A 24249-nucleotide genomic window follows, 5' to 3' on the forward strand; every position below is an offset into this window, starting at 1 on the left:
TGTTTAGGTCGCCTGCGCCCGGTCGCATAGCTGCGATGTAGATTTCGCAGTGCGGTAGCAGGGAAGTGAATGCAGGATAGTTCTGGTTATTAGCGTTTCCGGCGGTGCTCGGTTAAAGGGGGACGGGGATCGCCGTGGGGGCGGCTTCCGTGTTCTCGCTTGACCTGGATTTGCCTGGCGCATGATTGCTCTGGTCCGTATTGCCCTGAGCCGGCCCTACACGTTCGTCGTGCTCGCGCTTCTGCTGCTGATCATCGGACCGCTCGCGGCGCTGCGGACCCCGACCGACATCTTCCCGGACATCCGCATTCCCGTGATCGGCGTGGTCTGGCAGTACACCGGCCTGCCGCCGGACCAGATGTCCGGCCGCATCACGACGCCATTCCAGCGCGCGTTGACGACGACGGTCAACGACATCGAGCACATCACGGCCAATTCCTACAACGGCTTTGGCATCATCAAGATCTTCTTCCAGCCCAACGTCGACATCCGCACCGCCAACGCGCAGGTCACCGCGATCTCGCAGACGCTGCTCAAGCAGATGCCGCCGGGCGCGACGCCGCCCTTGATCCTGAACTACTCGGCGTCCACCGTGCCGATCATCCAGGTGGCGCTGTCGGGCGACGGCCTGACCGAGCAGAACCTCGCCGATATCGGCATCAACCAGCTCCGCACGCCGCTGGTCACCGTGCCCGGCGCCGCGATCCCTTATCCGTTCGGCGGCAAGCAGCGTCAGGTCCAGATCGACCTCGATCCCACCGCGCTCCAGGCCCGCGGCCTGTCCGGGCAGGACGTCGCCAATGCGCTCGCGGCCCAGAACCTGATCACGCCGGTCGGCACCCAGAAGATCGGCCAGTTCGAATACAACATCCAGCTCAACAATTCGCCGCTGCGGATCGAGGAGCTCGGCAATCTGCCGATCAAGACCGTCAATGGCGCGATGGTCTATGTGCGCGACGTCGCCACCGTCCGCGACGGCAATCCGCCGCAAACGAACATCGTCCATGTCGACGGCAACCGCTCCGTGCTGATGATGGTGCTGAAGGCGGGCGCGACCTCGACGCTCGATATCATCGCCGGCGTCAAGCAGAAGGTCATCGACGTCAAGGACCAGCTCCCCGACGCGCTCAAGATCGGCTTCATCGGTGACCAGTCGGTGTTCGTTCGTGGCGCCATCCAAGGCGTCGCGGTCGAGGGCGTGATCGCGGCGCTGCTCACCAGCGTCATGATCCTGTTGTTCCTCGGCAGCTGGCGTTCCACGATCATCATCGCGGTCTCGATCCCGCTGTCAGTGCTCGGCGCCATCATCATGCTGTCGGCGATCGGCGAGACGCTCAACATCATGACGCTCGGCGGCCTCGCACTCGCGGTCGGCATCCTCGTCGACGACGCCACCGTGACCATCGAGAACATCAACTACCATCTGGAGCAGGGCAAGCCGGTCGAGCAGTCGATCCTCGACGGCGCCAACCAGATCGTGACGCCGGCTTTCGTGTCGCTGCTCTGCATCTGCATCGTGTTCGTGCCGATGTTCTTCCTCAGCGGCGTTGCGCGCTTCCTGTTCGTGCCGATGGCGGAAGCCGTGATGTTCGCGATGATCTGGTCGTTCATCCTGTCGCGCACGCTGGTGCCGACCATGGCGAACTATTTGTTGAAGGCGCATGTCCATCACCAGGGTGGGCCGCCGAAATCGCGCAATCCCTTGGTCTGGTTCCAGCGCGGCTTCGAGGCGCGGTTCGAGCGCATCCGTGGTGGCTACCATGACTTCCTCGGGCTCGCGCTGGCGCACCGTGCGGTGTTCGTGATCGGCTTCATCTGCGTCGTCGGCGTGTCCTTCGCGCTGGTGCCGTTCTTGGGGCGCAACTTCTTTCCCGCGGTCGATGCCGGCAACATCCTGATGCACGTCCGCACCCAAGTCGGCACCCGCGTCGAGGAGACCGCGAACCAGCTCGCCGACGTGCAGAAGGCGGTCCGCAAGCTGATCCCGGGCGAGATCGAGACCATGACCGACAATATCGGCATGCCGATCTCCGGCATCAACATGACCTACAACAACACCGGCGTGATCGGCCCGCAGGACGGCGACATCCAGATCAAGCTCAGGGAAGGCCACAAGCCGACGGAAGAGCACGTGAAGGTGCTCCGCGAGCAGCTGCCGCGGCTATTCCCCGGCGTCAGCTTCGCGTTCCTGCCGGCCGACATCGTCAGCCAGATCCTGAACTTCGGCGCGCCGGCGCCGATCGACCTGCAGATCCGCGGCGCCAACCTTGCGGCCAACTTCGCTTACGCCAACAATTTGCTCGCCAAGGTCCGCAGGATCCCCGGCGTTGCCGATGCGCGCATCCAGCAATCGCCGAACGCTCCGACCTTCAACATCGATGTCGACCGCACCCGCGCGCAATATGTTGGGCTGACCGAGCGCGATGTCACCAACAGCCTTGTGGTCAATCTCGCCGGCTCCTCACAGGTGGCGCCGACCTATTACCTCAACCCCGACAACGGCGTGTCCTACTCGATCGTGATGCAGACGCCGCAGTACCAGATGGACTCGCTCAGCGCGCTGCAGACCCTGCCGATCACGGCGGCCGGCAATGCGCAGTCGCCGATCCTCGGCGGCATTGCCGACATCAAGCGATCGGCCTCGAGCGCGGTGGTCTCGCAATACGACATCCAGTCGATGGTGCAGATCTTTGCGACCACCTCGGGCCGCGATCTCGGCGCGGTTGCCGCCGACATCCGCCAGGTGATCGCCGACACCGCAAAGGAGGTGCCGAAGGGCTCCTCCGTCGTGCTGCTCGGGCAGGTGCAGACCATGAACAGCGCCTTCACCGGCCTCTTGTTCGGCTTGTTGGGTGCGGTCGTGCTGATCTACTTCCTGATCGTCGTGAACTTCCAGTCCTGGTCCGATCCGTTCGTGATCATCACCGCCCTGCCGGCCGCGCTCGCCGGCATCGTCTGGATGCTGTTCACGACCGGGACCACGCTCTCGGTGCCCGCGCTGACCGGCGCCATCATGTGCATGGGCGTTGCCACCGCCAACAGCGTGCTCGTGATCTCCTTCGCGCGCGAGCGCTACGAGGCGCTCGGCGATCCCGTCGCCGCCGCGCTGGAAGCCGGCTTCGTCCGGTTCCGCCCGGTGCTGATGACTGCGCTCGCCATGATCATCGGCATGGCGCCGATGGCGCTGGGGCTGGGTGAGGGCGGCGAACAGAATGCGCCGCTCGGCCGCGCCGTGATCGGCGGCCTGGTCTTTGCAACCTTCGCCACGCTGATGTTTGTCCCCGTGGTGTTCAGCATGGTACACAAAAAGCAAGGCGCCAAAGCCGCCGCCCCATTGGAGACCTCGCATGTCGCCCACTGAACCCCGCTCCCCGGTCTCGCGCCGGAAACTGGGCATCTTCGGCGTGGTGGCGCTGATTGCGGCTGGCCTCGTCGTGGGCACCGGCATCCGCGCCCGCGAAGAGCAGGGCTCCAGGCTGAAGGAGTGGACCGACGACCAGGCCGTTCCCAGCGTCGCGGTGACCCAGCCGAGCGCGAAGGCGCTCAGCGCCGCCATCGACCTGCCGGGCCGGCTGGAGGCCTATTACCGCGCGCCGATCTTCTCGCGCGTCTCGGGTTATCTCAAGAGCTGGAGCGCCGACATCGGCGCCCGCGTCAAGGCAGGGCAGGTGATCGCCGAGATCGAGGCGCCGGACCTGGACCAGCAATTGCTGCAAGCCCGAGCCGATCTCGCCAGCCAGCAGGCCAGCGCGCGGCTGTCGGAGGCCACGCTGAACCGGCGCAAGACGCTGGTCGCGTCCAACTTCGTTTCCGCGCAGGAGATCGACGAGCGCACGGCCGATCTCTCCAACAAGAACGCCGCCGTAAATTCAGGCAAGGCCAACGTCGAGCGTCTGGAAGCGCTGGCCGGCTACAAGAAGATCACCGCGCCGTTCGACGGCGTCGTCACCGCGCGCGACACCGACGTCGGTGCGCTGATCAATGCCGGCGGTGGCTCGGGCCCGGCGATGTTCGTGGTCTCCGACATCACCAAGCTGCGCGTCTACGTCAACGTGCCCCAGAATTACGTGCCGGCCATCAAGATCGGCGCCAAGGCGACGATCACGCTGCCGGAATACCCGAACCGGACTTTCCAGGCGACCGTGGAAGCTTCCTCGCAGGCAGTCGACGTCGCCTCCGGTACCACGCGCATGCAGCTCGGGCTCGACAATTCGAGCGGAGAGCTGATGCCCGGCGGCTATGCCAGCGTGAAGCTGAATCTCCAGCGTGACTCCGCACCGCTCAGCATCCCCGCCAGCGCGTTAATCTTCAACAGCATCGGCCTGCGCGTTGCCACCGTCGGGCCCGACGACAAGGTGTTGTTCAAGCCCGTGACCATCGCCCGCGACCTCGGCCGCGAGATCGAGCTCGCCTCAGGCATTGCAGCGGATGACCGCGTCATCACCGCGCCGCCGGACGGCCTCTCCGATGGCGATGTGGTGCGTGTGGTCGGCGCCAAGGCTAAGCCGGCCACGGCCTCCGAAAAGCAGGCGCCGAAGGGTTAGGGCGGTCTCGCTCTCCAGACGCAGCTCTCGTAGGGTGGGCAAAGGCGCTCTTGCGCCGTGCCCACGAAATTTCTCCATCGCATCGAGATCGTGGGCACGCTTCCGCCTTCGCTCTTCGAGCTACGGCGGACAAGTCGCTTTGCCCACCCTACGAGATCACGCGACTCTCCACTCCGGCACGCCGTCCGCGGCCATCGCGATCTCGCCGAGCGAACCGACCGGCGTCCTCTCCATATTCAGCAGATGCGCCAGCGTCGCGCTATCGCTCGCCGGGATCCGCGCCAGCGTGCGCCGGTCATCGTTAGTCCGCAGCATGACCACGCCGTGCTCGACATCGCCGCCACGGCCGTAGAGCACCGTGAAGCTCTCCACCTTGCCCTTGCCGTTTGCCTCCGTCACGAACTCCGGCACCGCGCGCTTGTTACGGTCGGCCTCTGCCTGCACACTGGTCTCCTGCGCCAGCGCCTCGCGCGGCGCCGTCTTCGACACCACCAGCGCATGATGCTTGGTGACGAAGCCGCCCTGGCCATAGAGCAGGCCAAGCTTGGCGCCGTCGCGCACACGCCGCACCATCGCGCAGGCGGCATGCGTCATGTAGGTGTTGAGCGGCGCGCCGAAAAAGGTGAGGCCGCCGGTCACGGTCGGCTGCACGTCGGCGCCAAGACCGAGCGTCCGCCGCGCCATCTTGGGCACGCATGGGAAGCAGCTGTAGAGCTCGATCGCGTCGAACCTCTTGCCGTCGCCGCCGGCGAGATCCATCACGGCCTTGAGCACCGCGTTCTGCGGATGACTCTCGAAAAACTGGTCGCGCAAGAGATAGTCGCGCGGCTCTTCAGCCGAGGCGCCGCCGAGCGGATAGACCAGCTTGTCTTCCGCAATCCCCGCCGCGCGCGCCTTGGCGAGGCTGGTGAGCAGCAGCGCGCCGCCCATGTTAACGCTCGGGTTGGCGACCATGAGCTTGCTGTAGGGCCAGGCGATCAGGCGATTGTCGGCGGTGGGCGTCGTGATCTCTTCAGGCGCATAGCGCCGCTTCAGCCAGGCATTGGGATTCTGTGTGGCGGCTTCCGAATAGCGGGACCACAGCGTGCCGGATTCCGCCATCGCCTCGCGCGGCGTCTGGCCCCAATGCGCGGAGGAGGCGGCCTCGTAGAACGGATAGACGGTGACGGGACGGAACACGCCGAGCTCCACCGCCAGCGGCTTCTGGAACGCCGCGCCGCGCTTGGGCTCCTCGACATCATGGGCGAACGGCGTCCATGGCAGCTTCGCGCCCGCGCGCTCGGCTTTGGTCGCGGTCGACTGCGCCTCGGCGCCGCAGACGGCCGCCACGGTGCATTCGCCGCGCGCGATGCGCTTGGCGGCTTCGTGGATGTAGCGGATCGGGCTCTCGCCGCCGACAGGGCCGTAATAGCAATGCGCAGGCGTGATGCCGAGCCGCTGCGCCAACAGCCTCTCCGGATCGCGATAGCGCCAGCTCAGGAAGTTGACGACGTCGAGCGATTGCACCTCGCCGAGCAGCTTGGCGCCGGCGTCAGCCTCGGCACGGCGTAGCGCCTGCTCGAGCAGATCGAGCGGCTCGAGGCCGTCGCTGATCTCCTTGGGGCGGTCGACGATCTCGCCGACGCCGACGATGACGGGGATGCGGTCTTCGGGGATGTTGGTCTTGGTCATTTCTTCTTGCTTCACGTTTTCAGATTTCGGGCACGCCGTCGCCCTTCGAGGCCTTCGCTACGCTACGGCACCTCAGGATGACGGCTACGGAGGAAGCGTCATCCTGAGGTGCGAGCCAAGCGACGCCTGCGGCGCTTGGGGAGCCTCGAAGGATGGGCCGCGAGTCACTCCGCCACCAGCGCATTCATGTGCTCGACGGCTTCGGCAAAATCTTCCTTGAACTCCTGCACCACGGCGCCAGCCGACTTCACGCTGTCGATCAGGCCGACGCCCTGGCCGACGAAATAGCTGACGAGATCGCGCGCCTTGGCGTTGCCGCTCGCCGCGGCCCGGTCGATCGAGTTGAAGGCATCGCGGCTGATGATGCTCTGCAGCGGCATCGGCAGCGCGCCCGGACTGTCCGGCGCGCGGTCCCAGGCATCGGTCCAGACCGAGCGGAGCTGCCGCGCCGGCTTTCCGGTGCGGCCCCTGGAGCGCACCGCGTCGCGCGAAGACGCCGCGATCATCTTCTCGCGGAAAATCTCGGTGGTCTCGGCCTCGACGGTGGCCAGCCACACCGAACCGGTCCAGGCGCCGGCGGCGCCCATCGCCATGCAGGCCGCCATCTGCCGCCCGGTCATGATGCCGCCGGCCGCCAGCACCGGCACGTCGCGGATCTCTTTGATCGCCTTGATCACCTCGGGCACCAGCACCATGGTCGAGACCTCGCCGCAATGGCCGCCGGCCTCGGTGCCCTGCACCACGAGGATGTCGACACCGGCCGCGACCTGGCGCAGCGCGTGCTCCTTGGCGCCGACGAGCGCTGCGACCGGCACGCCGTGTTTCTTGCCCATCTCGATCATCGCCTTCGGCGGCACGCCGAGCGCGTTGGCGATCAGGCGGATCGGATGATTGAAGGAGACCTCGAGCAGCTCCAGCGCCGTCTTCCCATCGAACGGCTGCGGCTGGTTGGCGTCCACATCAGTCGTGGTCAGCTCGATGTCGTATTTCTTCAGGAGGTCGCGCGTGTAGGCGCGGTGCTCCTGCGGCACGCGCGCTTCCAGGCTCTTCCAGGTGACATCCTTCTCGCCCGAGGTCGAGATGTTCTCGGGAATCAGCACGTCGATGCCGTACGGTTTGCCGTCGACGTGATCGTCGATCCATTTCAACTCGCGTTCGAGCGTATCCGGCGTGTGCACCGTGGCACCCAGCACACCGAAGCCGCCGGCGCGGCTGACGGCGGCGACGACGTCGCGGCAATGGCTGAAGGCCAGCAATGGGAACTCGATGCCCAGCATGTCGCAGATCGGCGATTTCATGGCTCTCTCCCGGCGGCCTTGGCGTTCTCGTTGCTTTCGCTGGCGAAGCAAGGTGACGCGACCCGATCGATGACATGCCGGATTCGGCGAGGCATCTTGTGTGTAGGCGTCGCGTCATCCGCAGGCCGCGGCGTCCATGGTGAGCTCGTCATTCCGGGGCTCGCGCCAGCGAGAACCCGGAATCCATCTCTCCAGATAGCCCTGCGGCCCGATGGATTCCGGGGTCACCCTGCGGGCGCCCCGGAATGACGGGGAAGGGGGCTTGCCATGACAAAACGTGAAGTTGCCCCGCCCGGCAATGCGTTGCGGTGCCCTTGCCATTGGCTATTCCCGGGCTAATTAATGCAGGCGCATCTTTCCGCCGGAGCCCCTCGTATGACCGACACCCCCGCCTACGTGCCGCCCAAAGTCTGGACCTGGAACAAGGAGAATGGCGGGCAGTTCGCCAGCATCAACCGCCCGATCGCCGGCCCGACCCACGACAAGGAGCTGCCGGTCGGCAAGCATCCCTTCCAGCTCTATTCGCTGGCGACGCCGAACGGGGTGAAGGTCACGGTGATGCTGGAGGAGCTTCTGGCGCTCGGCCACAAGGGTGCCGAATACGACGCCTGGCTGATCAAGATCGGCAATGGTGATCAGTTCGGCAGCGGCTTTGTCGACATCAACCCGAACTCGAAGATTCCTGCGCTGGTGGATCGCTCCGGTCCAGAGCCAATCCGGGTGTTCGAATCCGGCTCGATTCTGTTCTACCTCGCCGAGAAGTTCGGCGCGTTCCTGCCGAAGGATATCAAGACCCGCACCGAAGCGATGTCCTGGCTGTTCTGGCAGATGGGCAGCGCACCCTATCTCGGCGGCGGCTTTGGCCATTTCTACGCCTACGCGCCGACCAAGATCGAATACGCCATCGATCGCTTCGCGATGGAGACCAAGCGCCAGCTCGACGTGCTCGACCGGCGCCTTGCCGACAACGAATACCTTGCGGGCAAGGAGTATACGATCGCCGACATGGCGGTATGGCCGTGGTACGGCGCGCTCGCCAAGGGTCTGGTCTATGGCGCCGGCGAATTCCTCTCGGTGCAGGACTACAAGAACGTGCAGCGTTGGACCGACCGGATTGCGCAGCGCCCCGCCGTGAAGCGCGGCCGCATGGTCAACCGCGTCTCCGGCGATCCCGCCAGCCAGCTCCACGAGCGGCACGACGCCAGCGATTTCGAGACCAGGACGCAGGACAAGATCGCACCGGCGACCTAGGTGCGTAGGGCGGATTAGCCGAAGGCGTAATCCGCCATCCCTTGGCGATTCGGCGGATTACGCTTCGCTAATCCGCCCTACGATCAATCCGGCAACATTTCCCCGGAGCCGCCGAGTTCCGCCGGCAGGTCGGCATATTTCGGCAGGCTATCTCGGACCGACACCATCTTGCTTGCGTAGTTCGCATGCAGGGTTGGCTGGTGTCGGTATCCCTTCAGCAGATTGGCGTAGACGTCGATCAGCCGCATCCGCGGATGCTCGGTCATGACGTGGCCGCCGCAGCGTTTGCAGAATTTTCGGTAGGAATGCTCGGTCTTGTTGAACGTCCCGAGCTCCGCCTCGCCCTTGGTGATGCGCACACTGTCCGACTTCCACAGGCTGAAAGCGTTGATCGGCGCCGCTGACCACGCCTGGCAGTCGGCGCAATGGCAATAGCCTGCAAACATCGGCTTGCCGGTCACCTCGACCTCGACGGCTCCGCAGAAGCAGCCGGCGCGAGAGCTCGCCTGCGGCTCGGCCTGCGCATCCCCGGCATCGACCAAGAGGTCGTTGTAGCTGGGATCCTTGCGCATGAAATTGCGGATGAAATCGCACTCGACGGAGAGCTTGCGCCCCTGTGCCCGCACTGCATCCAGCGTGGCGCGGCCAAGCTTCGAGCCGATGCCGCGGCCGCCGAGCTCCGGCGGCACCTCGGTGTGCACGAGCGTGATCGCGCCATCGGTCTTGCGGTAAGTCACGAAGGCGATCGGCCCGTCGACCTCAAGCTCGAACCGGCTGCGTTCTTCGTTGTCGCGAAAGAATTCCGGCATCGTCTCGCTCCTGGCTTCGGCTATTTGGTCTTTGCGCCTTCCGCCGCCGGAAACACGACGCGGTCGTCGGTGCGGCAGTAGCGGTCGGCGAACATGCGGCCGATCGGGTGATAGCGATCCATATGCACCCGCATCGCCTTGTCGTCCCACAGCTCGTCGCGTATGTGGAAGTGGATGCCTTCGCCCATGATCAGGCGGCGATCGTCGTTGACGTCGATCAGCTTCCAGAGCTTGCACTCCATCGCCCAGGGCGTGTCGGCGAGTCGCGGCACCGCGATCTTCGTCGAAGGCGCAAGCTCGAGGCCGAGATAGTCGGGCTCGCCGATGTCAGGTGGAAAATCGCCGCTGCTCTCGTGCATCGCCCGGGCCAGCGGCTCGTCCGCCAGGTTGACCACGAACTCGCCGGTGCGCTGGATATTGAGGAAGGTGTCCTTGTCCTCACCATCAGGCTTCCGGTTCGCCGCGAACATGCAGAGTGGCGGGTCCTCGCAGAACGCGTTGAAGAAGCTGAACGGGGCGGCGTTGACCACGCCGGTCGGCCCGAGCGTGGTCACCCACGCGATCGGCCGCGGCAGGATGAAGGACGTCAGCACCTTGTAGCGCTCGCGTGGCGTGAGGTCGCTGGCGGCGTAGTCCATGGGCGCTCCTGCAAGGGGAGGTCTCGTAGGGTGGGCAAAGCGAAGCGTGCCCACCACTTCTTGATGGTGGGCACGGCGCGAAGAGCGCGCCTTTGTCCACCCTACGGCACTTCCGTCGAACGACCTTCGTAGGGCGGATTAGCCCGCGGCTGCGCGAAGCGCAGTCCGCCGGCGTAATCCGCCACTTTTCATGCCATAGGCGTTCGGCGGATCACGCTTCGCTAATCCGCCCTACGACATCTCGATCACGCCATGCTCAGCTCGTGGCGGCCGACCACCATCCAGTGCACCTCGTCCGGACCGTCGGCGAAGCGCAGATGGCGGACGTCCTGGTACATCTCGGCCAGCGGGGTCCAGTGCGAGATGCCGGTGGCGCCGTGCATCTGGATGGCCTGGTCGATGATCTTGCAGGCGCGCTCGGGCACCATGGCCTTGACCATGGAGACCCAGACGCGGGCCTCTTTGTTGCCGAGCACGTCCATCGCCTTGGCGGCCTTCAGCACCATCAGCCGCATCGCTTCGATCTCGCAGCGGGCCTGGGCGATGATCTGCATGTTGCCGCCGAGATGGGCGATCTTCTTGCCGAAGGCTTCGCGGGTGAGGCCCCGCTGCACCATCAGATCGAGCGCTTTCTCGGCCTTGCCGATGGTGCGCATGCAGTGATGGATGCGGCCGGGGCCGAGGCGGAGCTGCGAGATCTCGAAGCCGCGGCCTTCGCCGAGCAGGATGTTCTCCTTGGGCACACGGACATTGTTGAATCGCATGTGCATGTGGCCGCGCGGGGCGTGGTCCTGGCCGAATACGTACATGGGGCCGAGCACCTCGACGCCGGGCGTGTCGCGCGGCACCAGGATCTGCGACTGCTGCTTGCTCGGCGCCGCATCCGGATTGGTCTTGACCATCACGATGAGGATCTTGCAGCGGGGATCGCCGACGCCGGAGATGTAATATTTCTCGCCGTTGATGACCCAATCGTCGCCGACGAGCTTTGCCGTCGTCGAGATGTTCTTGGCGTCGGAAGAGGCGACGTTCGGCTCGGTCATGACATAGGCCGAACGGATCTCGCCGTTGAGCAGCGGCTTCAGCCACTTCTCCTTCTGCTCCTTGGTGCCGACGCGCTCCAGCACCTCCATGTTGCCGGTGTCCGGCGCCGAGCAGTTCATGCTCTCCGAAGCGAGCGGGCTCTTGCCGAGCTCGGATGCGATATAGGCGTAGTCGAGATTCTTCAGGCCCTGGCCGGTCTCGTCGTCCGGCAGGAAGAAGTTCCAGAGACCTTCCTGCTTGGCCTTGTTCTTGGCCTTCTCCAGCACCTCGAGCTGCTTCGGCGTGAAGCTCCAGCGGTCTTCCTTGCCTTCGCCGGCCTTGGCGAACTCGATCGACATCGGCTCGACGGTGTCGCGGATAAATTTCTTGACGTGATCATAGAGCGGCCGGACCTGGTTCGACATGCGGAGGTCGTTGAGCTCGTCGCCGGGATTGAGGGTGTAGTTGGTGGTGCGGGGAATGTAGGTGTGTTTTGTCATTGTTCCTCCCGGGACGCTTGAGATCATTCTGGGCGCAAGAATAGTCGCAGCGCGGCCAAAGTGCGAGCGCGCATTTTTCACGCGGAGCCATGCCATGCGATGGAATTTGGCAGAGGCGTTTGAAATGTTGTTTGAACGGGATGGGGAGAACTCCCTCCAGGTGTCGTCCCGGACAAGCGCGCCTCACTCTCCGCTGTCATCGCCCGGCGAAGACCGGGCGATCCAGTATTCCAGAGACCGTCGTGAGTGGGCCGAGAAGCCGCGGCGTACTGGATTCCCCGCTTTCGCGGGGAATGACACCAACCGTGTGGGTTAGTTCGGCATCCGATGCATCGCACAGATCTTGTTGCCGTCGAGGTCGCGCAAATAGGCGAGATACATCTTGCCGGCCGCGCCGCCATCGCGGATGCCCGGTGGATTCTCACAGGTCTTGCCGCCGGCCGCGAGACCGGCCGCGTGCCAGGCTTCGACTTGCTCGGGCGAGCTGCACGCAAAACCGATCGTGCCGCCGTTCGCGCAGGTCGCCGGTTCGCCGTTGATCGGCTTCGACACCGAGAACACACCGGTCTTGGTGATGTAGAAGATGCGGTGGCCGTCGACCCTGGCCGGCCGCACCTCGAGCGTGCTCAGCAGGCTGTCGTAGAATGATTTGGCCTTGTCGAGATCGTTGGTGCCGACCATCACGTGCGAGAACATTTGCTTCCCCTCAGTGTTGTAGCCCGGATGGAGCGAAGCGAAATCCGGGTCTTGCTTGCTTTTCTCAGTCCCGGATTGCGCTTCGCTCCATCCGGGCTACGAGATCGAAATCAAAACGCGGTATAGCCGCCGTCGATCACGAACGTATCGGCCGTGTGATACGACGACGCCTTGCTCATCAGATAGACGGCGATGCCGCCGAAATCGCTCGGCTCGCCGAAGCGGCGAACCGGAATCCGCGGCATCACGTTGGCGACGAACTTCTCGTTCGCCATGATGCCCGCGGTCATGTCGCTCTTGATCCAGCCGGGCAGGATCGCATTGGCGGTGACGCCGTGGCGGGCGAGCTCGACGCCCAGCGCGCGCACCAGTGCGTTGATCGCGGCCTTGGTTGCCGCGTAATGCTCGTTGCGCGCGGTGCCGAAGATCGAAGCAAGACTCGAGGTCGCCACCAGCCGGCCGAAGGAATCGCCGGCATTGGCGCGATCGGTCATGTGGCGCGCGGCGGCCTGGAACGCGTGGAATACGCCGTCGAGATTGGTCGCAAACATTGTGCGCCATTCCTCCTCGGTGCGCTCGATGAAGGAGCGCCGGCCGCCGCCGCCGATGCCGGCATTGGCGAAGCAGCCGTCGACCCGGCCGAATATGTCGAGCGTCGCCTTCATCGCCGCGTCGACCGAGGCTGGGTCGGTGACGTCGCAGACGCGGGTGTCGACCTTGCCTGATAGCCCCGCCATGCTCGCGGCAGCAGCCTTGTTCTTGTCAGCATTGCGCCCCCAGATCGAGACGTTGCAGCCTTGGGCCGCGAGCGCCTGCGCGATGCCGAGGCCGATGCCGCCATTGCCCCCGGTGATGACGGCCACGCGGCCGGAGAGGTCGAAGATGTTCATGGCGCGTTTCCTGTTTTTGGCAAGTCTTCTTGATGTGCGGCGCATCAGCCGCTGCGCGCAAGATTGCTTGCTATGCTCTGATCACCATGGACAAGACCGCGCCAAAAATCAAATATGCGCCCAGGCAAAACGAATTCCGGCCTGCGAAACTGACGCGGGCCGCAACTCACGAGGAAACCATGCAGTTCAAACACGTCACGCTCGATTTCGATGGCTCGGTCGCGATCCTCAAGCTCGACCATCAGGAGGTGATGAACGCGGTCTCGGTGGACATGCTGGGCGGTCTCGCCGAAGCGCTCGATACGATCGAGGAGAAAAAGGACGAGGTCCGCTGCATCGTCTTGACCGGCGCGGGGCGGGCGTTCTGCACCGGCGCGAACCTTCAGGGCCGCAACGACCAGTCGAAGAAGACCAAGGCCGGGTTGACGCTCGAGACCGGCTTTCATCCCTTTCTGCGGCGCATCCGAAATCTACATTGCCCGATTGTGACCGCGGTCAACGGTCCGGCGGCGGGCGCCGGCATGAGCTTCGCGCTGCTCGGCGACATGATCCTGTGCGCGCGTTCCTCTTACTTCCTTCAGGCCTTCCGCCGCATCGGCCTTGTGCCGGATTGCGGCTCGACCTGGCTGTTGCCGCGCCTCATCGGTCGGGCGCGCTCGATCGAATTGTCGCTGATGGGCGAGCGGCTGCCGGCGGAAAAAGCGCTGGAATGGGGCCTCGTCAACCGCGTCTACGATGACGGCATGCTGATGGAGGAGGCGATGAAGCTCGCGCGCGACCTTGCCAGCGGCCCGACGGTCGCGCTGTCGATGATCCGCAAGCTCTACTGGGACAGCCCGGAAAATTCCTTCGAGGACCAGCTCAACCTCGAATTCCAGTGCCAGCTCCGCGCCGGCGACACCCAGGATTTCCGCGAGGGCGTCGGCGCGTTCCTGGAGAAGCGACCCGCGCAGTTCAAAGGCAAATGATCGAGGCGGAGCTTTCACGCAGCGTCCGGCGCTGGTGTCCGGGGGCGACCGGCGTCACCGGAGCAGCAAAACTGTCCGGCGGCGCCAGCCAGGAAACCTGGCGCTTCGATATCGTGCATCCCGATGGGCCGATCGGCGCGATCCTGCGCCGCTCGCCGAAAGGATATGGCGCGGCGCCAACGCGCGCGGCAGGTCTTGCCGCTGAAGCGCAGCTGATGCAGACCGCGTTCGAGGCCGGCGTGCCGTCGCCGCGCGTGATGCATGTGCTGGTGCCGGAGGACGATCTCGGCACCGGCTTCATCATGCAACGGGTCGAAGGCGAGACCATTGCGCGCAAAATCTTGCGCGACGACGAGTTCGCCCCGGCGCGGCCGCATCTCGCGCGGCAGATCGGCGGCATTCTCGCTGGCCTGCATCGACTGCCAAAGGACAAGCTGCCGGAGCTACGCAGCCGTGGCGCCACCCAGGAGATCGCCGAGTTCGAGCGCGACTATCGCAGCCTGAACTGGCCGAAGCCGGTGTTCGAGCTGGCGCTGCGCTGGCTGCGGGACCACGATCCCGGCCCGTCGGCCGAGACCACGCTGGTGCACGGCGATTTCCGCAACGGCAATCTCATCATCGGCGCCGACGGTGTCCGCGCGGTGCTCGACTGGGAGCTCGCCCATCTCGGCGATCCCATGGAGGATCTCGGCTGGGTCTGCGTCAACTCCTGGCGTTTCGGCGAGATCGACAAGCCGGTCGGCGGCTTTGGCTCGCGTGAAGAGCTGTTTGCAGGGTATGAGGCCGCCGGCAGCAAGGCCGATCCGGCGCGCGTGAAATTCTGGGAAGTGATGGGCACGCTGCGCTGGGGCATCATGTGCGGCGGCATGATGCAGCGTTTTCGCGAGGGCCCGGATCATTCCATGGAACGCGCGATGATTGGCCGCCGTGCGTCCGAGACCGAAATCGATCTGTTGCGGCTGCTGGCGCCGCGCGGGAGCTGACCATGCAGGACGAACCGACACCCCTCGAGCTGACGAAGTCAGTCGCCGACTTCCTCCGCAGCGACATCACGCCGCTGATCTCCGGCCACCAGGCCTTCAAGCTGCGCGTCGCCATCAACATCCTCGACCTCGTCACGCGGCAGCTGACGCAGGAGGAGGGGAGTGATGCGAAGGAGGTGGAGCGTCTGCGCCTGCTGCTTGGGGAGGACGGCTCGGTGACGGATCTCAACCGTGCGCTGGCCGAGCGCATCGCCAAAGGCGAGATCGACCTCGCAACACCGGGCCTTGCCGAGCATCTGTGGGCAACCACGATGGACAAGCTCGCGGTCGATCAGCCGAACTACGCGTCGTACAAGCGGGAGCTGGGGCGGAACGGGTAGGCGGACGCCACACTCTCTGCTGTCATCGCCCGCGAAAGCGGGCGATCCAGTATTCCAGAGGCGGCAGTGAGATGCGGAGAGGCTGCGGCGTACTGGATGCCCCGGTCAAGCCGGGGCATGACACCGCTGATGTGGGGCCGTCTCGTTGTGGCGGCGAAAGACCGTCTACTTCCCCACCCATTTCGGCGGCCGCTTCTCCGAAAACGCCTTCGGTCCCTCGATGTAATCCTGCGATGCCGCCATTGCCTTCACCGCCGGATACTCTCGCTGCTCCTCGATCGCCTGTTCCAGCGACACGCCGAGCCCCTTCTGGATCGCCTGCTTTGAAGCGCGGATCGACATCGGCGAATTCTTGGCGATCGTCTCGGCCCAGCGCAGCGCGGCGTTGAGTGCTTCGCCCTGCGGCACCACCTCGTTGACGAAGCCGAGCTCCTGGCCTTCCTTGGCGCTGACATGGCGCGCGGTCAGGATCATGCCCATGGCGCGCTTCAGCCCGATCTGGCGCGGCAGCCGGTGCAGGCCGCCGGCGAGCGCGGCGAGGCCAACACGCGGCTCGGGCAGGGCGAAGGTCGCATTCTCCGCGGCGATGATCAGGTCGCAGGCGAGCGCGATCTCGAAGCCGCCGCCCATGGCGACGCCGTTCACCGCGGCGATGATCGGCTTGTCGCAGTCGAAGCGCGAGGTGAGGCCGGCAAAGCCGCCCTTGTCCCAGCCGCGCTTTCCTCCCGCCGCCTGCCACTTCAGATCGTTGCCGGCGCAGAACGCCTTGTCGCCGCTGCCTGTGACGACCGCAATCCATTGCTCCGGGTCGGCAGCGAAATCGTCGAACACCTTTTGCAGCTCGAAATGCGCATCGGTGTGCAGCGCGTTGTAGACCTCGGGGCGCGACAGCGTGACGATCGCGATCGGCCCCCTGCGTTCCACCGTCGAGAATTTCAACTCCATCGCGCGCTCCCGCATTTTCTTGTGAAGGAATATTGCCGGCATAGTAGCGCGCGGCGGCGCTTGAGCACCATCGAATTGCGCTGGTGCGCCTTGCGCGTCTGGCACGCCTCGCCTTGCTTGACTTGGATGCGCTCTTCTCCGCTTAATCACGCGAAGCAAGACCGCGTCTAGCGTCTTAACGCAAAACAACAAGATCATTCCGGGAGAGAACCTTGGATTTCTCATTGCCTGCCGATCTCGTCGCCTATCTCGGAGAGCTCGATCGTTTCATCGAACGCGAGATCAAGCCGCTGGAAGAAGCCGACGACAACATCCGCTTCTTCGATCACCGCCGCGAATGGGCGCGCACCGATTTCGAGAACGGCGGCCTGCCCCGGCACGAATGGGAAGCGCTGCTGCGGAAAGCCAAGGATCTCGCCGACGCCGCGGGTCATCTGCGCTTCCCGGTGCCGAAGCAATATGGCGGTAAGGACGGCTCGAACCTCTGGATGGCCGTGATCCGCGAGCATTTTGCCGCGAAGGGTCTCGGCCTGCACAACGACCTCCAGAACGAGCATTCGATCGTCGGCAATTTCCCCGTCGTCACCATGCTCGACCGCTACGGCCGCGACGACCAGAAAGCGATGATCGACGGCTCGATCAAGGGCAAGTACCGCATCACCTTTGGACTGACGGAGCCGCATCACGGCTCGGATGCCACCCACATGGAAACGCGCGCGGTGCCCGCGACCCGCGACAACGTCAAGGGCTGGATCATCAACGGCGAGAAGATGTGGACGACAGGCATGCACGTCGCCACGCATTGCGCGCTGTTCGCGCGCACATCAGGCAATGACGGCGATGCCCGCGGCATCACCTGCTTCCTGGTTCCGGCGAAAAGCCATGGGGTGAAGGTCGAAGAATACATGTGGACCTTCAACATGCCGACTGACCATCCCCGCGTCAGTTTTACCGACGTGTTCGTGCCGGAGGATGCGCTGTTCGGCGAGGTCGGCCGCGGGCTGTCGCTGGCGCAATGCTTCGTGCATCAGAACCGCATCCGCCAGGCGGCAAGCTCGCTCGGCGCAGCCGTTTACTGCATCAATGAGAGCGTCAAATACGCGCGTGAGCGAAAGCCGTTCGGCAAGGCGTTGGCGGAAAACCAGGCGATCCAGTTCCCGCTGGTGGAGCTTGCGACGCAAGCCGAGATGCTGCGCCTGCTGATCCGCAAGACCGCCTGGGAGATGGACCAGCTCAACGAGGAGCAGATCGAGCGCACGCTCTCCGACCGCGTCTCCATGTGCAACTACTGGGCAAACCGCCTCTGCTGCGAATCCGCCGATCGCGCCATGCAGGTCCACGGCGGCATGGGCTATTCACGCCATAAGCCGTTCGAGCACATCTACCGCCACCACCGCCGCTACCGCATCACCGAAGGCAGCGAGGAAATCCAGATGCGCAAGGTGGCGGGATTCCTGTTCGGCTATATGGGGCCGGGGAAGCATTGATTGCGCCGCTATCGTAGGGTGGGCAAAGCGAAGCGTGCCCACCACCTCTCTCGTCATCAAAGAATGGTGGGCACGGCGCTTTGCGCCTTTGCCCACCCTACGGCACCGCGTATCAATTCACTCTTCTGTCCTTCCCCGCCCAGTACGGCTCCCTCAATTGCCGTCGCAAAATCTTGCCCGACGGATTCCGCGGCAGCGCCGGCAAGAACTCCACGCTCTTCGGCGTCTTGTAGCCGGCGATGCGCTCGCGGGTGAAGTTGATGATGTCGGTGGCGCTCGCCTCCTTGCCCGGCTTCATCACCACGACGGCTTTCACTGCCTCGCCCCATTTGTCGTCGGGCACGCCGATCACCGCGGCCTCAGCGACGTCGGGGTGGTCGCACAACGCGCTCTCGACCTCGGCGGGGTAGATGTTCTCGCCGCCGGAGATGATCATGTCCTTGATGCGGTCGTGGATGTAGAGATAGCCGTCCTCGTCCATGTAGCCGGCATCGCCGGTGCGCAGCCAGCCGTCACTGCGCAGCGTCGATGCGGTCGCCTCCGGCAGATTCCAGTAGCCGGCCATGTTCGAGCCCGATCGCGTCGCGATCTCGCCGACCTCGCGCGGCGGCAGCGGTTTGCCGTCCACATCCAGGATCGCGATCTCGACGCCCGGTAGCGCCTTGCCAGCCGAGCGCATCCGCTCCAGCCCTTCGACGTGATCCTCCGGCGGCAGCGCCACGATGGTGCCGGTGGTCTCGGTCATGCCGTACAATTGCACGAAGCCGCATTTGAAGACCTCGATGCACTCCTTCAGCAGCGCGGCCGGAATAGGCGAGGCGCCATAGAGCATGTATTTCAGCCGCGAGAAATCGACCGTCCTGGCGCGCGGCTGCCGCACCACGAACTGCATCGCCGCCGGCACCATGAACAGTTTTGTGATGCCCGACTGCTCGAAGAAATCCAGCACCTTGGTTGGATCGAATTCGCGGGCGATCACGCCGCGGGCGCCGTGATAGAGGCCCATCACGCCCCAGCCGGAGCCGCCGATATGGAAGACCGGCATGGCGACCAACGACACGTCGTCGGTCGACCACCGGTTCCACTCCGGCTTGTCCTCGGCATTGCCTGATTGCACGAGGTTGAGGAAGTTGGCATGCGACAGCATCGCGCCCTTCGGCTTGCCCGTGGTGCCGGACGTGTAGAGCTGGATCGCGATGTCCCTGCTGTCGATCGGAACCTTCGGGTCGTTGCCGCTCTGCGCATCGCGCCACGCCGCAAAATCCTGCCACTCCGCCGCACCGCCCTCGGTGGTGATGATCGTGCGCACGCCCGGCAGCTGGTCCTTGATCTGGCGGACCTGTGTGATGAACTCCGGCCCGACGAACAGCACCGGCGCCTTGCAGTCTTCGACGATGAAGGCAACCTCGGGCCCCGCCAGCCGCCAGTTCACCGGCGCCATCACGACGCCAGCCTTCATGGCGCCCATCAGGAGCTCGAAATAGAGATCGCTGTTCTTGCCGAGATAGGCGATGCGATCGCCCTTCCTCACGCCCATTGCGAGAAGCGCGTTGGCGACCTTGTTGGTCCTGGCGTCGAATTCGGCAAAGCTGGTGAGGCGGCCCTCGAATTCGTAGGCGATGGCATCGCCGCGGCTCTTGGCGCGCTCGCGCACCATCTCGGCGAGGTCAGCCAATGGCTGTATGGACATGTTTCTCCCGTGGCGTCTTGTTTTTATGCCTGGGAGTGTGGAGTCAATTGCGGGTGAAGGCAATACAGCACAGAGCACACTGTCGTCCCGGACAAGCGCGCCTCAAGCGCGCGCAGATCCGGGACCCATAGCCACAGGGAGAGGTTTTGCGATGACTCGGAGTTGCTGTCTCGCACCACACTGCTCCCTGTGGTTATGGGTCCCCGCGCCCGTGCGCAATTGCGCACTAGGCGGGGACGACAGGTGAGGGCGGGGTGATAGCGTCAGCCCCTGACGTAGTCGCGTACTCGCAACACGACTACCCCCGCTTCGCCCGGTCCTTTTCGTTCTGCGCCATGATGCTCTCGCGCGCGGTCTTCCAGTCGTCGTCGCTCCAGTCGCGGAGCTGGTAGAAATTGCCGCCCATCGCGAGCGCCTGCGCGCCGTCCATCGCGATGGTCTCGCCGCTGATCCAGTCGCAGCCGCCGGAGATCAGGAACACCGCGAGGTTCTGTAATTCCTCCATGGTGCCGACGCGGCCCATCGGGTTCATCGCCTTGGTGCGCGCGCCGGCTTCGTCGCCGGGCTTGATGCGCTTGCTCATGCCCTCGGTCGGGATTTCGCCGGGCGCGATGGTGTTGAGGCGGATGCCGTATCGGCCCCATTCGGCTGCGAGCGACATCGTCATGGCATGGATCGCCGACTTGCTCATCGCCGACGGCACCACGTAAGGCGAGCCGTTGCGCACCCACGTCGTGGTGATCGACACCACGTTGCCGGGTTGCTTCAACGCGATCCAGCGCTTGCCGATCGCTTGCGTCACGTAGAACGTGCCATGCATGACGATGTTGGCGACGGCGTCGAAGCCGCGCGGCGACAGCTCCTCGCTGCGCGAGATGAAATTGCCGGCGGCATTGTTGATGAGATCGGTCAGCGGCGCGTCGCGGAAGATGGTCTCCACCATCTCCTCGACCGCGAGCGCATTGCGGATGTCGACGCCGTGGCTGGTGACGCGGCCGCCATACTCGGCCATCAGCTCGGTCGCGGTTTCGTCGCACACGATCTTGCGCCGGCCGCAGATGTGCACCTCGGCGCCGAGCTGGAGGAAGCGCGCCGCCATCGACTTGCCGAGACCTGTGCCGCCGCCGGTCACGAGAATGCGCCGGCCGGCCAGAAGATTTTCCTTGAACATGGCTGTTTCCCCCGTAGGGATTGTCAGTTAATTGGTCGATTGACTAAATCTGGCTACCGGCGTCCTGTAAAGCGGCACTGAACAAGAACAGGGGAGAATTCGTCCATGGAAGAGCGCGTCTCGATCTCGATCTCGGAAGGCGTCGCCGACGTGCGCCTGGTGCGCGCGGACAAGATGAACGCGCTGGATCAGGCGATGTTCGAGGCCCTTGTCGCCGCAACCGACCGCCTTTCGAAGGAAAAAGGCGTGCGCGTGGTCGTGCTGTCGGGCGAAGGCCGGGCCTTCTGCGCCGGGCTCGACATGGGGCGTTTTGCCGCCATGAAGGAGAAGGGCGGTAACGGAATTCCGGGTGGCGAAAATCGCGATCTCACCAAGCGGACGCATGGCCAGGCCAACTTCGCGCAACAGGCGGTGTGGGGCTGGCGCCAGCTGCCGGTGCCTGTCATCGCGGCCGTGCACGGCGTCGCCTTCGGCGGCGGCTTCCAGCTCTCGCTCGGCGCCGACATGCGGTTCCTCTCAGCGGACGCGCGGATGTCGGTGATGGAGATCAAATGGGGCCTCATCCCTGACATGGCTGGCACGCCAATCCTGGCCTCGCTCGTGCGCGACGATATTTTGCGCGATCTCACCTACACCGGCCGCATCTTCTCCGCGCAGGAGGCGATGACGTACGGCCTCGCCACGCGCATCTGCGACGACCCGCGCGCCAGCGCCCTCGAAGTCGCGCGCGAGATCGCCGGCAAGAGCCCGGATGCGATCCGCGCGGCGAAGCGCCTGCTGAACAATCTCTCGGTGGACCCGGGTCCTGCACTGCTCGCCGAGTCGGTCGAGCAGCAGAAGCTGATCGGCAGCGCGAACCAGACCGAAGCGGTGCGCTCAAATCTGGAGAAGCGCGCGGCGAAGTATGCAGACTAGCAACTCCCCGTCATTCCGGGGCGATGCGAAGCATCGAGCCCGGAATCCATAACTACGATCGGGAGTATGGATTCCGGGCCTGCGCCTTCGGTGCATCCCGGAATGACGACCGTAGGCTTGGCCGCATTCTCGAACCCGACGAAAGATCGGAAAACAAAAATGAGCGAAACGTCCGACTTCCTCGGCATCGTCTCCGGCGAGCGCCGACGCACCCACACTGAAATCGCAGCCCGCGCCGACCGCATCGCCGCCGGCCTCGCCAAGATCGGCGTCCGTCCAGGCGATTGCGTCTGCATGCTGATGCGCAACGACATCGCTTTTCTGGAAGCCGCCTATGCCGCGATGCGGCTCGGGGCCTATGGCGTGCCGATCAACTGGCACTTCAAGCCCGAAGAGATCGACTACATCCTGAACGACACCGGCACTTCGGTGCTGATCGGGCATGCGGACATGCTGCACGCCCTGCGCGACGCCATTCCGAAGGGCGTCACCGTGCTGAGCGTGCCGACGCCGCCGGAGATCCTGTCCAACTACAGGATCGATCCGGATCATCTAAAGACGCCTAGCTTCGCGATCGATTTCGAATACTGGCTCGCACAGCATCAGCCCTATGACGGCCCGGTCGTGCCGCAGCCGATGAACATGATCTACACCTCGGGGACCACGGGCCATCCCAAGGGTGTCCGCCGCCACGCGCCGACGCCGGATCAGCAGGCGGCCGGCGAGCGCATGCGCGCGATGATCTATGGGCTGAAGCCCGGCGCCCGCGCGATCCTGCCGGGACCGCTCTATCATTCCGCGCCGAATTCGTTCGGCATCCGCGCCGGCAAGCTCGGCGGCGCGCTGGTGCTGATGCCGCGGTTCGAGCCGCAGGAATTCCTGGAGCTGATCGAACGTTACAGGATCGACACCATCTTCATGGTGCCGACCATGTTCATCCGCCTGATGAAGCTGCCGGAGGAGGTGCGCAGGAAATACGACGTCTCCTCGCTGCGCCACGTCATCCATGCCGCGGCGCCGTGTCCCGCGGACGTCAAGCGCGCCATGATCGAATGGTGGGGACCGGTGATCTATGAATTCTACGGCTCGACCGAATCCAGCGCCGTCACCTTTGCGACGTCAGAGGATGCGTTGAAGAAGCCCGGCACCGTCGGCAAGATCTCGCCCGGCGCCGAGCTGCGCTTCCTCGGCGAGGACGGCCGCGTGCTTGGCGTCGGCGAGATCGGCGAGATCTATTCCCGCATGGCGGAGCTCGCCGATTTCACCTACCACAACAAGCCGGAGAAGCGCGCCGAGATCGACCGCGACGGCTTCATCACCTCCGGCGACGTCGGCTACATCGACGAGGACGGCTACGTCTTCATCTGCGACCGCAAGCGCGACATGGTGATCTCGGGCGGCGTCAACATCTATCCGGCGGAGATCGAATCGGTGCTGCACGCCGTGCCCGGTGTGCAGGATTGCGCCGTGTTCGGCATTCCCGACGCCGAGTTCGGCGAGGCGCTGATGGCGGTGGTGGAGCTGCAGGCGGGCATCACGCTCGAGGCCGGAGACGTCCGCGCCGCGCTCAAGGCGCATCTGGCCGATTACAAAGTGCCCAAGCACATCGAGATCCGCACCGGCCTGCCGCGCGAAGACTCGGGAAAGATCTTCAAGCGCCGCCTGCGCGATCCCTATTGGGAGCAGGCGGGACGGAAGATCTGAGGTGATGCCTCTGAGGTGATGCCGTAAGGGTGGGCAAAGCGGAAGCGTGCCCACCAGATGTCGCTTACGGAGACAGATCGTGGGCACGGCGCAAACGCGCCTTTGCCCACCCTACGAGTCTGTAGCCCGGATGGAGCGCAGCGCAATCCGGGACGGTGCCAGCGGTTGAGACCGGATGTCGCTTCGCTCATCCGGGCTACGGGGCATCGCCGCCGTCTTAGCAGCGACAGATTTCGACCCTATATAAGCGGAACCATTGACCTCGCGGATCATCCCATGGCTCCCGTTTCCATCATTCTCAACATCCTCTGGATCCTGATCGGCGGCGCCTGGATGGCGTTCGGCTGGCTGATCGCTGCGATCATCATGGCCGTCACCATCATCGGCCTGCCCTGGGCGCGGGCGGCGTTCAACATCGCCGTCTACACGCTGCTGCCGTTCGGCTCGCGAGCGGTCAGCCGCTACGATGTCACCGGCATGAGCGATATCGGCACCGGCCCGCTCGGGCTGATCGGCAACATCATCTGGTTCGTGCTCGCCGGCTGGTGGCTGGCGCTCGGCCATCTCGTGACGGCACTAGTCCTCGCGGTCACGATCATCGGCCTTCCCTTCGCCTGGGCGCATTTGAAGCTCGCCGGCATCGCGCTCTGGCCGATCGGCAAGGTGATCGTGCCGGCTTGAAGTGC

Annotated in this window: 20 protein-coding genes and 1 pseudogene; 10 read left to right on the plus strand and 11 right to left on the minus strand. The window is 64.7% G+C overall.

Going from position 1 to position 24249, the window contains the following annotated elements:
* Window positions 1-181 precede the first annotated feature (181 nt).
* Both IVB26_RS13915 and IVB26_RS13920 read left to right on the plus strand, forming a co-directional pair.
* Entirely contained in the window at window positions 182-3361 is a 3180-nt protein-coding gene (locus IVB26_RS13915) for an efflux RND transporter permease subunit (protein WP_247972177.1), read from the plus strand.
* Window positions 3348-4544 (plus strand): efflux RND transporter periplasmic adaptor subunit, encoded by a 1197-nt coding sequence (locus IVB26_RS13920; protein WP_247972178.1) that lies wholly within the window; start codon window positions 3348-3350, stop codon window positions 4542-4544. Before IVB26_RS13915 ends, IVB26_RS13920 begins: the two co-directional genes overlap by 14 nt.
* 156 nt (window positions 4545-4700) lie before the next feature.
* On the opposite strand, the gene IVB26_RS13925 is transcribed toward IVB26_RS13920, so the two are convergent.
* Window positions 4701-6215, minus strand: coding sequence for an acetyl-CoA acetyltransferase (locus IVB26_RS13925; protein ID WP_247972179.1), 1515 nt, complete (start codon window positions 6213-6215; stop codon window positions 4701-4703).
* 164 nt (window positions 6216-6379) lie between these two features.
* A complete protein-coding gene (locus IVB26_RS13930; RefSeq protein ID WP_247972180.1) occupies window positions 6380-7513 on the minus strand; it encodes a nitronate monooxygenase in 1134 nt (377 codons plus the stop codon).
* Window positions 7514-7888: 375 nt separating this feature from the next.
* On the opposite strand from IVB26_RS13930, the gene yghU reads away from it, so the two are divergent.
* Window positions 7889-8764, plus strand: a complete 876-nt coding sequence (gene yghU, locus IVB26_RS13935) for a glutathione-dependent disulfide-bond oxidoreductase (RefSeq protein ID WP_247972181.1) — start codon at window positions 7889-7891, stop codon at window positions 8762-8764.
* Window positions 8765-8847: 83 nt separating this feature from the next.
* On the opposite strand, the gene IVB26_RS13940 is transcribed toward yghU, so the two are convergent.
* From IVB26_RS13940 to IVB26_RS13965, 6 genes and pseudogenes are all read right to left on the minus strand, one after another.
* Window positions 8848-9210, minus strand: a complete 363-nt coding sequence (locus tag IVB26_RS13940) for a GFA family protein (protein ID WP_247973158.1) — start codon at window positions 9208-9210, stop codon at window positions 8848-8850.
* 156 nt (window positions 9211-9366) lie between these two features.
* A pseudogene (locus tag IVB26_RS13945) lies at window positions 9367-9573 on the minus strand (GNAT family N-acetyltransferase); the annotation flags it as partial.
* Between the two features lie 20 nt (window positions 9574-9593).
* Window positions 9594-10211, minus strand: a complete 618-nt coding sequence (locus IVB26_RS13950; protein ID WP_247972182.1) for a flavin reductase family protein — start codon at window positions 10209-10211, stop codon at window positions 9594-9596.
* Between the two features lie 245 nt (window positions 10212-10456).
* Complete coding sequence (locus IVB26_RS13955; protein WP_247972183.1) at window positions 10457-11734, minus strand: acyl-CoA dehydrogenase family protein; 1278 nt, start codon at window positions 11732-11734, stop codon at window positions 10457-10459.
* A gap of 312 nt (window positions 11735-12046) precedes the next feature.
* Window positions 12047-12430, minus strand: a complete 384-nt coding sequence (locus IVB26_RS13960) for a VOC family protein (protein WP_247972184.1) — start codon at window positions 12428-12430, stop codon at window positions 12047-12049.
* 110 nt (window positions 12431-12540) lie between these two features.
* Window positions 12541-13320 carry an SDR family NAD(P)-dependent oxidoreductase gene (locus tag IVB26_RS13965; protein WP_247972185.1) on the minus strand — a complete coding sequence of 260 codons (780 nt, stop codon included), beginning with the start codon at window positions 13318-13320 and terminating at the stop codon, window positions 12541-12543.
* Between the two features lie 179 nt (window positions 13321-13499).
* Between IVB26_RS13965 and IVB26_RS13970 the strand changes: the two genes are divergently transcribed.
* From IVB26_RS13970 to IVB26_RS13980, 3 genes are read left to right on the plus strand one after another with little or no spacing between them, the layout of a single operon-like run.
* Window positions 13500-14288, plus strand: a complete 789-nt coding sequence (locus tag IVB26_RS13970; protein WP_247972186.1) for an enoyl-CoA hydratase/isomerase — start codon at window positions 13500-13502, stop codon at window positions 14286-14288.
* The gene (locus IVB26_RS13975) at window positions 14285-15271 is read left to right on the plus strand and encodes a phosphotransferase family protein (protein WP_247972187.1); all 987 of its coding nucleotides are present in this window, start codon (window positions 14285-14287) and stop codon (window positions 15269-15271) included. The genes IVB26_RS13970 and IVB26_RS13975 overlap by 4 nt, the downstream gene beginning before the upstream one ends.
* Window positions 15272-15273: 2 nt before the next feature.
* Complete coding sequence (locus IVB26_RS13980; RefSeq protein WP_247972188.1) at window positions 15274-15651, plus strand: DUF6285 domain-containing protein; 378 nt, start codon at window positions 15274-15276, stop codon at window positions 15649-15651.
* Window positions 15652-15816: 165 nt separating this feature from the next.
* On the opposite strand, the gene IVB26_RS13985 is transcribed toward IVB26_RS13980, so the two are convergent.
* Window positions 15817-16596: an enoyl-CoA hydratase-related protein gene (locus IVB26_RS13985; protein ID WP_247972189.1), complete on the minus strand. Its 780-nt coding sequence runs from the start codon at window positions 16594-16596 to the stop codon at window positions 15817-15819.
* Between the two features lie 212 nt (window positions 16597-16808).
* On the opposite strand from IVB26_RS13985, the gene IVB26_RS13990 reads away from it, so the two are divergent.
* Window positions 16809-18083, plus strand: coding sequence for an acyl-CoA dehydrogenase family protein (locus IVB26_RS13990; RefSeq protein ID WP_247972190.1), 1275 nt, complete (start codon window positions 16809-16811; stop codon window positions 18081-18083).
* A gap of 112 nt (window positions 18084-18195) precedes the next feature.
* Here the strand turns inward: IVB26_RS13990 and IVB26_RS13995 are convergent, their stop codons facing one another.
* The gene (locus IVB26_RS13995) at window positions 18196-19773 is read right to left on the minus strand and encodes a fatty acid--CoA ligase (RefSeq protein ID WP_247972191.1); all 1578 of its coding nucleotides are present in this window, start codon (window positions 19771-19773) and stop codon (window positions 18196-18198) included.
* A gap of 298 nt (window positions 19774-20071) precedes the next feature.
* The gene (locus tag IVB26_RS14000; protein WP_247972192.1) at window positions 20072-20944 is read right to left on the minus strand and encodes an SDR family oxidoreductase; all 873 of its coding nucleotides are present in this window, start codon (window positions 20942-20944) and stop codon (window positions 20072-20074) included.
* 105 nt (window positions 20945-21049) lie between these two features.
* Here IVB26_RS14000 and IVB26_RS14005 point away from each other — a divergent pair, with 105 nt between their 5' ends.
* The 3 genes from IVB26_RS14005 to IVB26_RS14015 all read left to right on the plus strand — a co-directional run bounded on the left by IVB26_RS14005 (window position 21050) and on the right by IVB26_RS14015 (window position 24244).
* Window positions 21050-21859 (plus strand): crotonase/enoyl-CoA hydratase family protein, encoded by an 810-nt coding sequence (locus IVB26_RS14005; RefSeq protein WP_246925629.1) that lies wholly within the window; start codon window positions 21050-21052, stop codon window positions 21857-21859.
* A gap of 159 nt (window positions 21860-22018) precedes the next feature.
* Entirely contained in the window at window positions 22019-23563 is a 1545-nt protein-coding gene (locus IVB26_RS14010) for an acyl-CoA synthetase (RefSeq protein ID WP_247972193.1), read from the plus strand.
* A gap of 276 nt (window positions 23564-23839) precedes the next feature.
* The gene (locus IVB26_RS14015) at window positions 23840-24244 is read left to right on the plus strand and encodes a YccF domain-containing protein (protein WP_246925631.1); all 405 of its coding nucleotides are present in this window, start codon (window positions 23840-23842) and stop codon (window positions 24242-24244) included.
* The last annotated feature ends 5 nt before the right edge of the window (window positions 24245-24249 follow it).

The organism is Bradyrhizobium sp. 195 (assembly GCF_023101665.1).
In the GTDB taxonomy this organism is placed as follows: domain Bacteria; phylum Pseudomonadota; class Alphaproteobacteria; order Rhizobiales; family Xanthobacteraceae; genus Bradyrhizobium.

Coding starts and splice junctions, on each gene's coding strand:
- IVB26_RS13915 (WP_247972177.1), top strand. CDS start 182: ATGATTGCTCTGGTCCGTATTGCCCTGAGCCGGCCCTACACGTTCGTC.
- IVB26_RS13920 (WP_247972178.1), top strand. CDS start 3,348: ATGTCGCCCACTGAACCCCGCTCCCCGGTCTCGCGCCGGAAACTGGGC.
- IVB26_RS13925 (WP_247972179.1), bottom strand. CDS start 6,215: ATGACCAAGACCAACATCCCCGAAGACCGCATCCCCGTCATCGTCGGC.
- IVB26_RS13930 (WP_247972180.1), bottom strand. CDS start 7,513: ATGAAATCGCCGATCTGCGACATGCTGGGCATCGAGTTCCCATTGCTG.
- yghU (WP_247972181.1), top strand. CDS start 7,889: ATGACCGACACCCCCGCCTACGTGCCGCCCAAAGTCTGGACCTGGAAC.
- IVB26_RS13940 (WP_247973158.1), bottom strand. CDS start 9,210: ATGTTTGCAGGCTATTGCCATTGCGCCGACTGCCAGGCGTGGTCAGCG.
- IVB26_RS13950 (WP_247972182.1), bottom strand. CDS start 10,211: ATGGACTACGCCGCCAGCGACCTCACGCCACGCGAGCGCTACAAGGTG.
- IVB26_RS13955 (WP_247972183.1), bottom strand. CDS start 11,734: ATGACAAAACACACCTACATTCCCCGCACCACCAACTACACCCTCAAT.
- IVB26_RS13960 (WP_247972184.1), bottom strand. CDS start 12,430: ATGTTCTCGCACGTGATGGTCGGCACCAACGATCTCGACAAGGCCAAA.
- IVB26_RS13965 (WP_247972185.1), bottom strand. CDS start 13,320: ATGAACATCTTCGACCTCTCCGGCCGCGTGGCCGTCATCACCGGGGGC.
- IVB26_RS13970 (WP_247972186.1), top strand. CDS start 13,500: ATGCAGTTCAAACACGTCACGCTCGATTTCGATGGCTCGGTCGCGATC.
- IVB26_RS13975 (WP_247972187.1), top strand. CDS start 14,285: ATGATCGAGGCGGAGCTTTCACGCAGCGTCCGGCGCTGGTGTCCGGGG.
- IVB26_RS13980 (WP_247972188.1), top strand. CDS start 15,274: ATGCAGGACGAACCGACACCCCTCGAGCTGACGAAGTCAGTCGCCGAC.
- IVB26_RS13985 (WP_247972189.1), bottom strand. CDS start 16,596: ATGGAGTTGAAATTCTCGACGGTGGAACGCAGGGGGCCGATCGCGATC.
- IVB26_RS13995 (WP_247972191.1), bottom strand. CDS start 19,773: ATGTCCATACAGCCATTGGCTGACCTCGCCGAGATGGTGCGCGAGCGC.
- IVB26_RS14000 (WP_247972192.1), bottom strand. CDS start 20,944: ATGTTCAAGGAAAATCTTCTGGCCGGCCGGCGCATTCTCGTGACCGGC.
- IVB26_RS14005 (WP_246925629.1), top strand. CDS start 21,050: ATGGAAGAGCGCGTCTCGATCTCGATCTCGGAAGGCGTCGCCGACGTG.
- IVB26_RS14010 (WP_247972193.1), top strand. CDS start 22,019: ATGAGCGAAACGTCCGACTTCCTCGGCATCGTCTCCGGCGAGCGCCGA.
- IVB26_RS14015 (WP_246925631.1), top strand. CDS start 23,840: ATGGCTCCCGTTTCCATCATTCTCAACATCCTCTGGATCCTGATCGGC.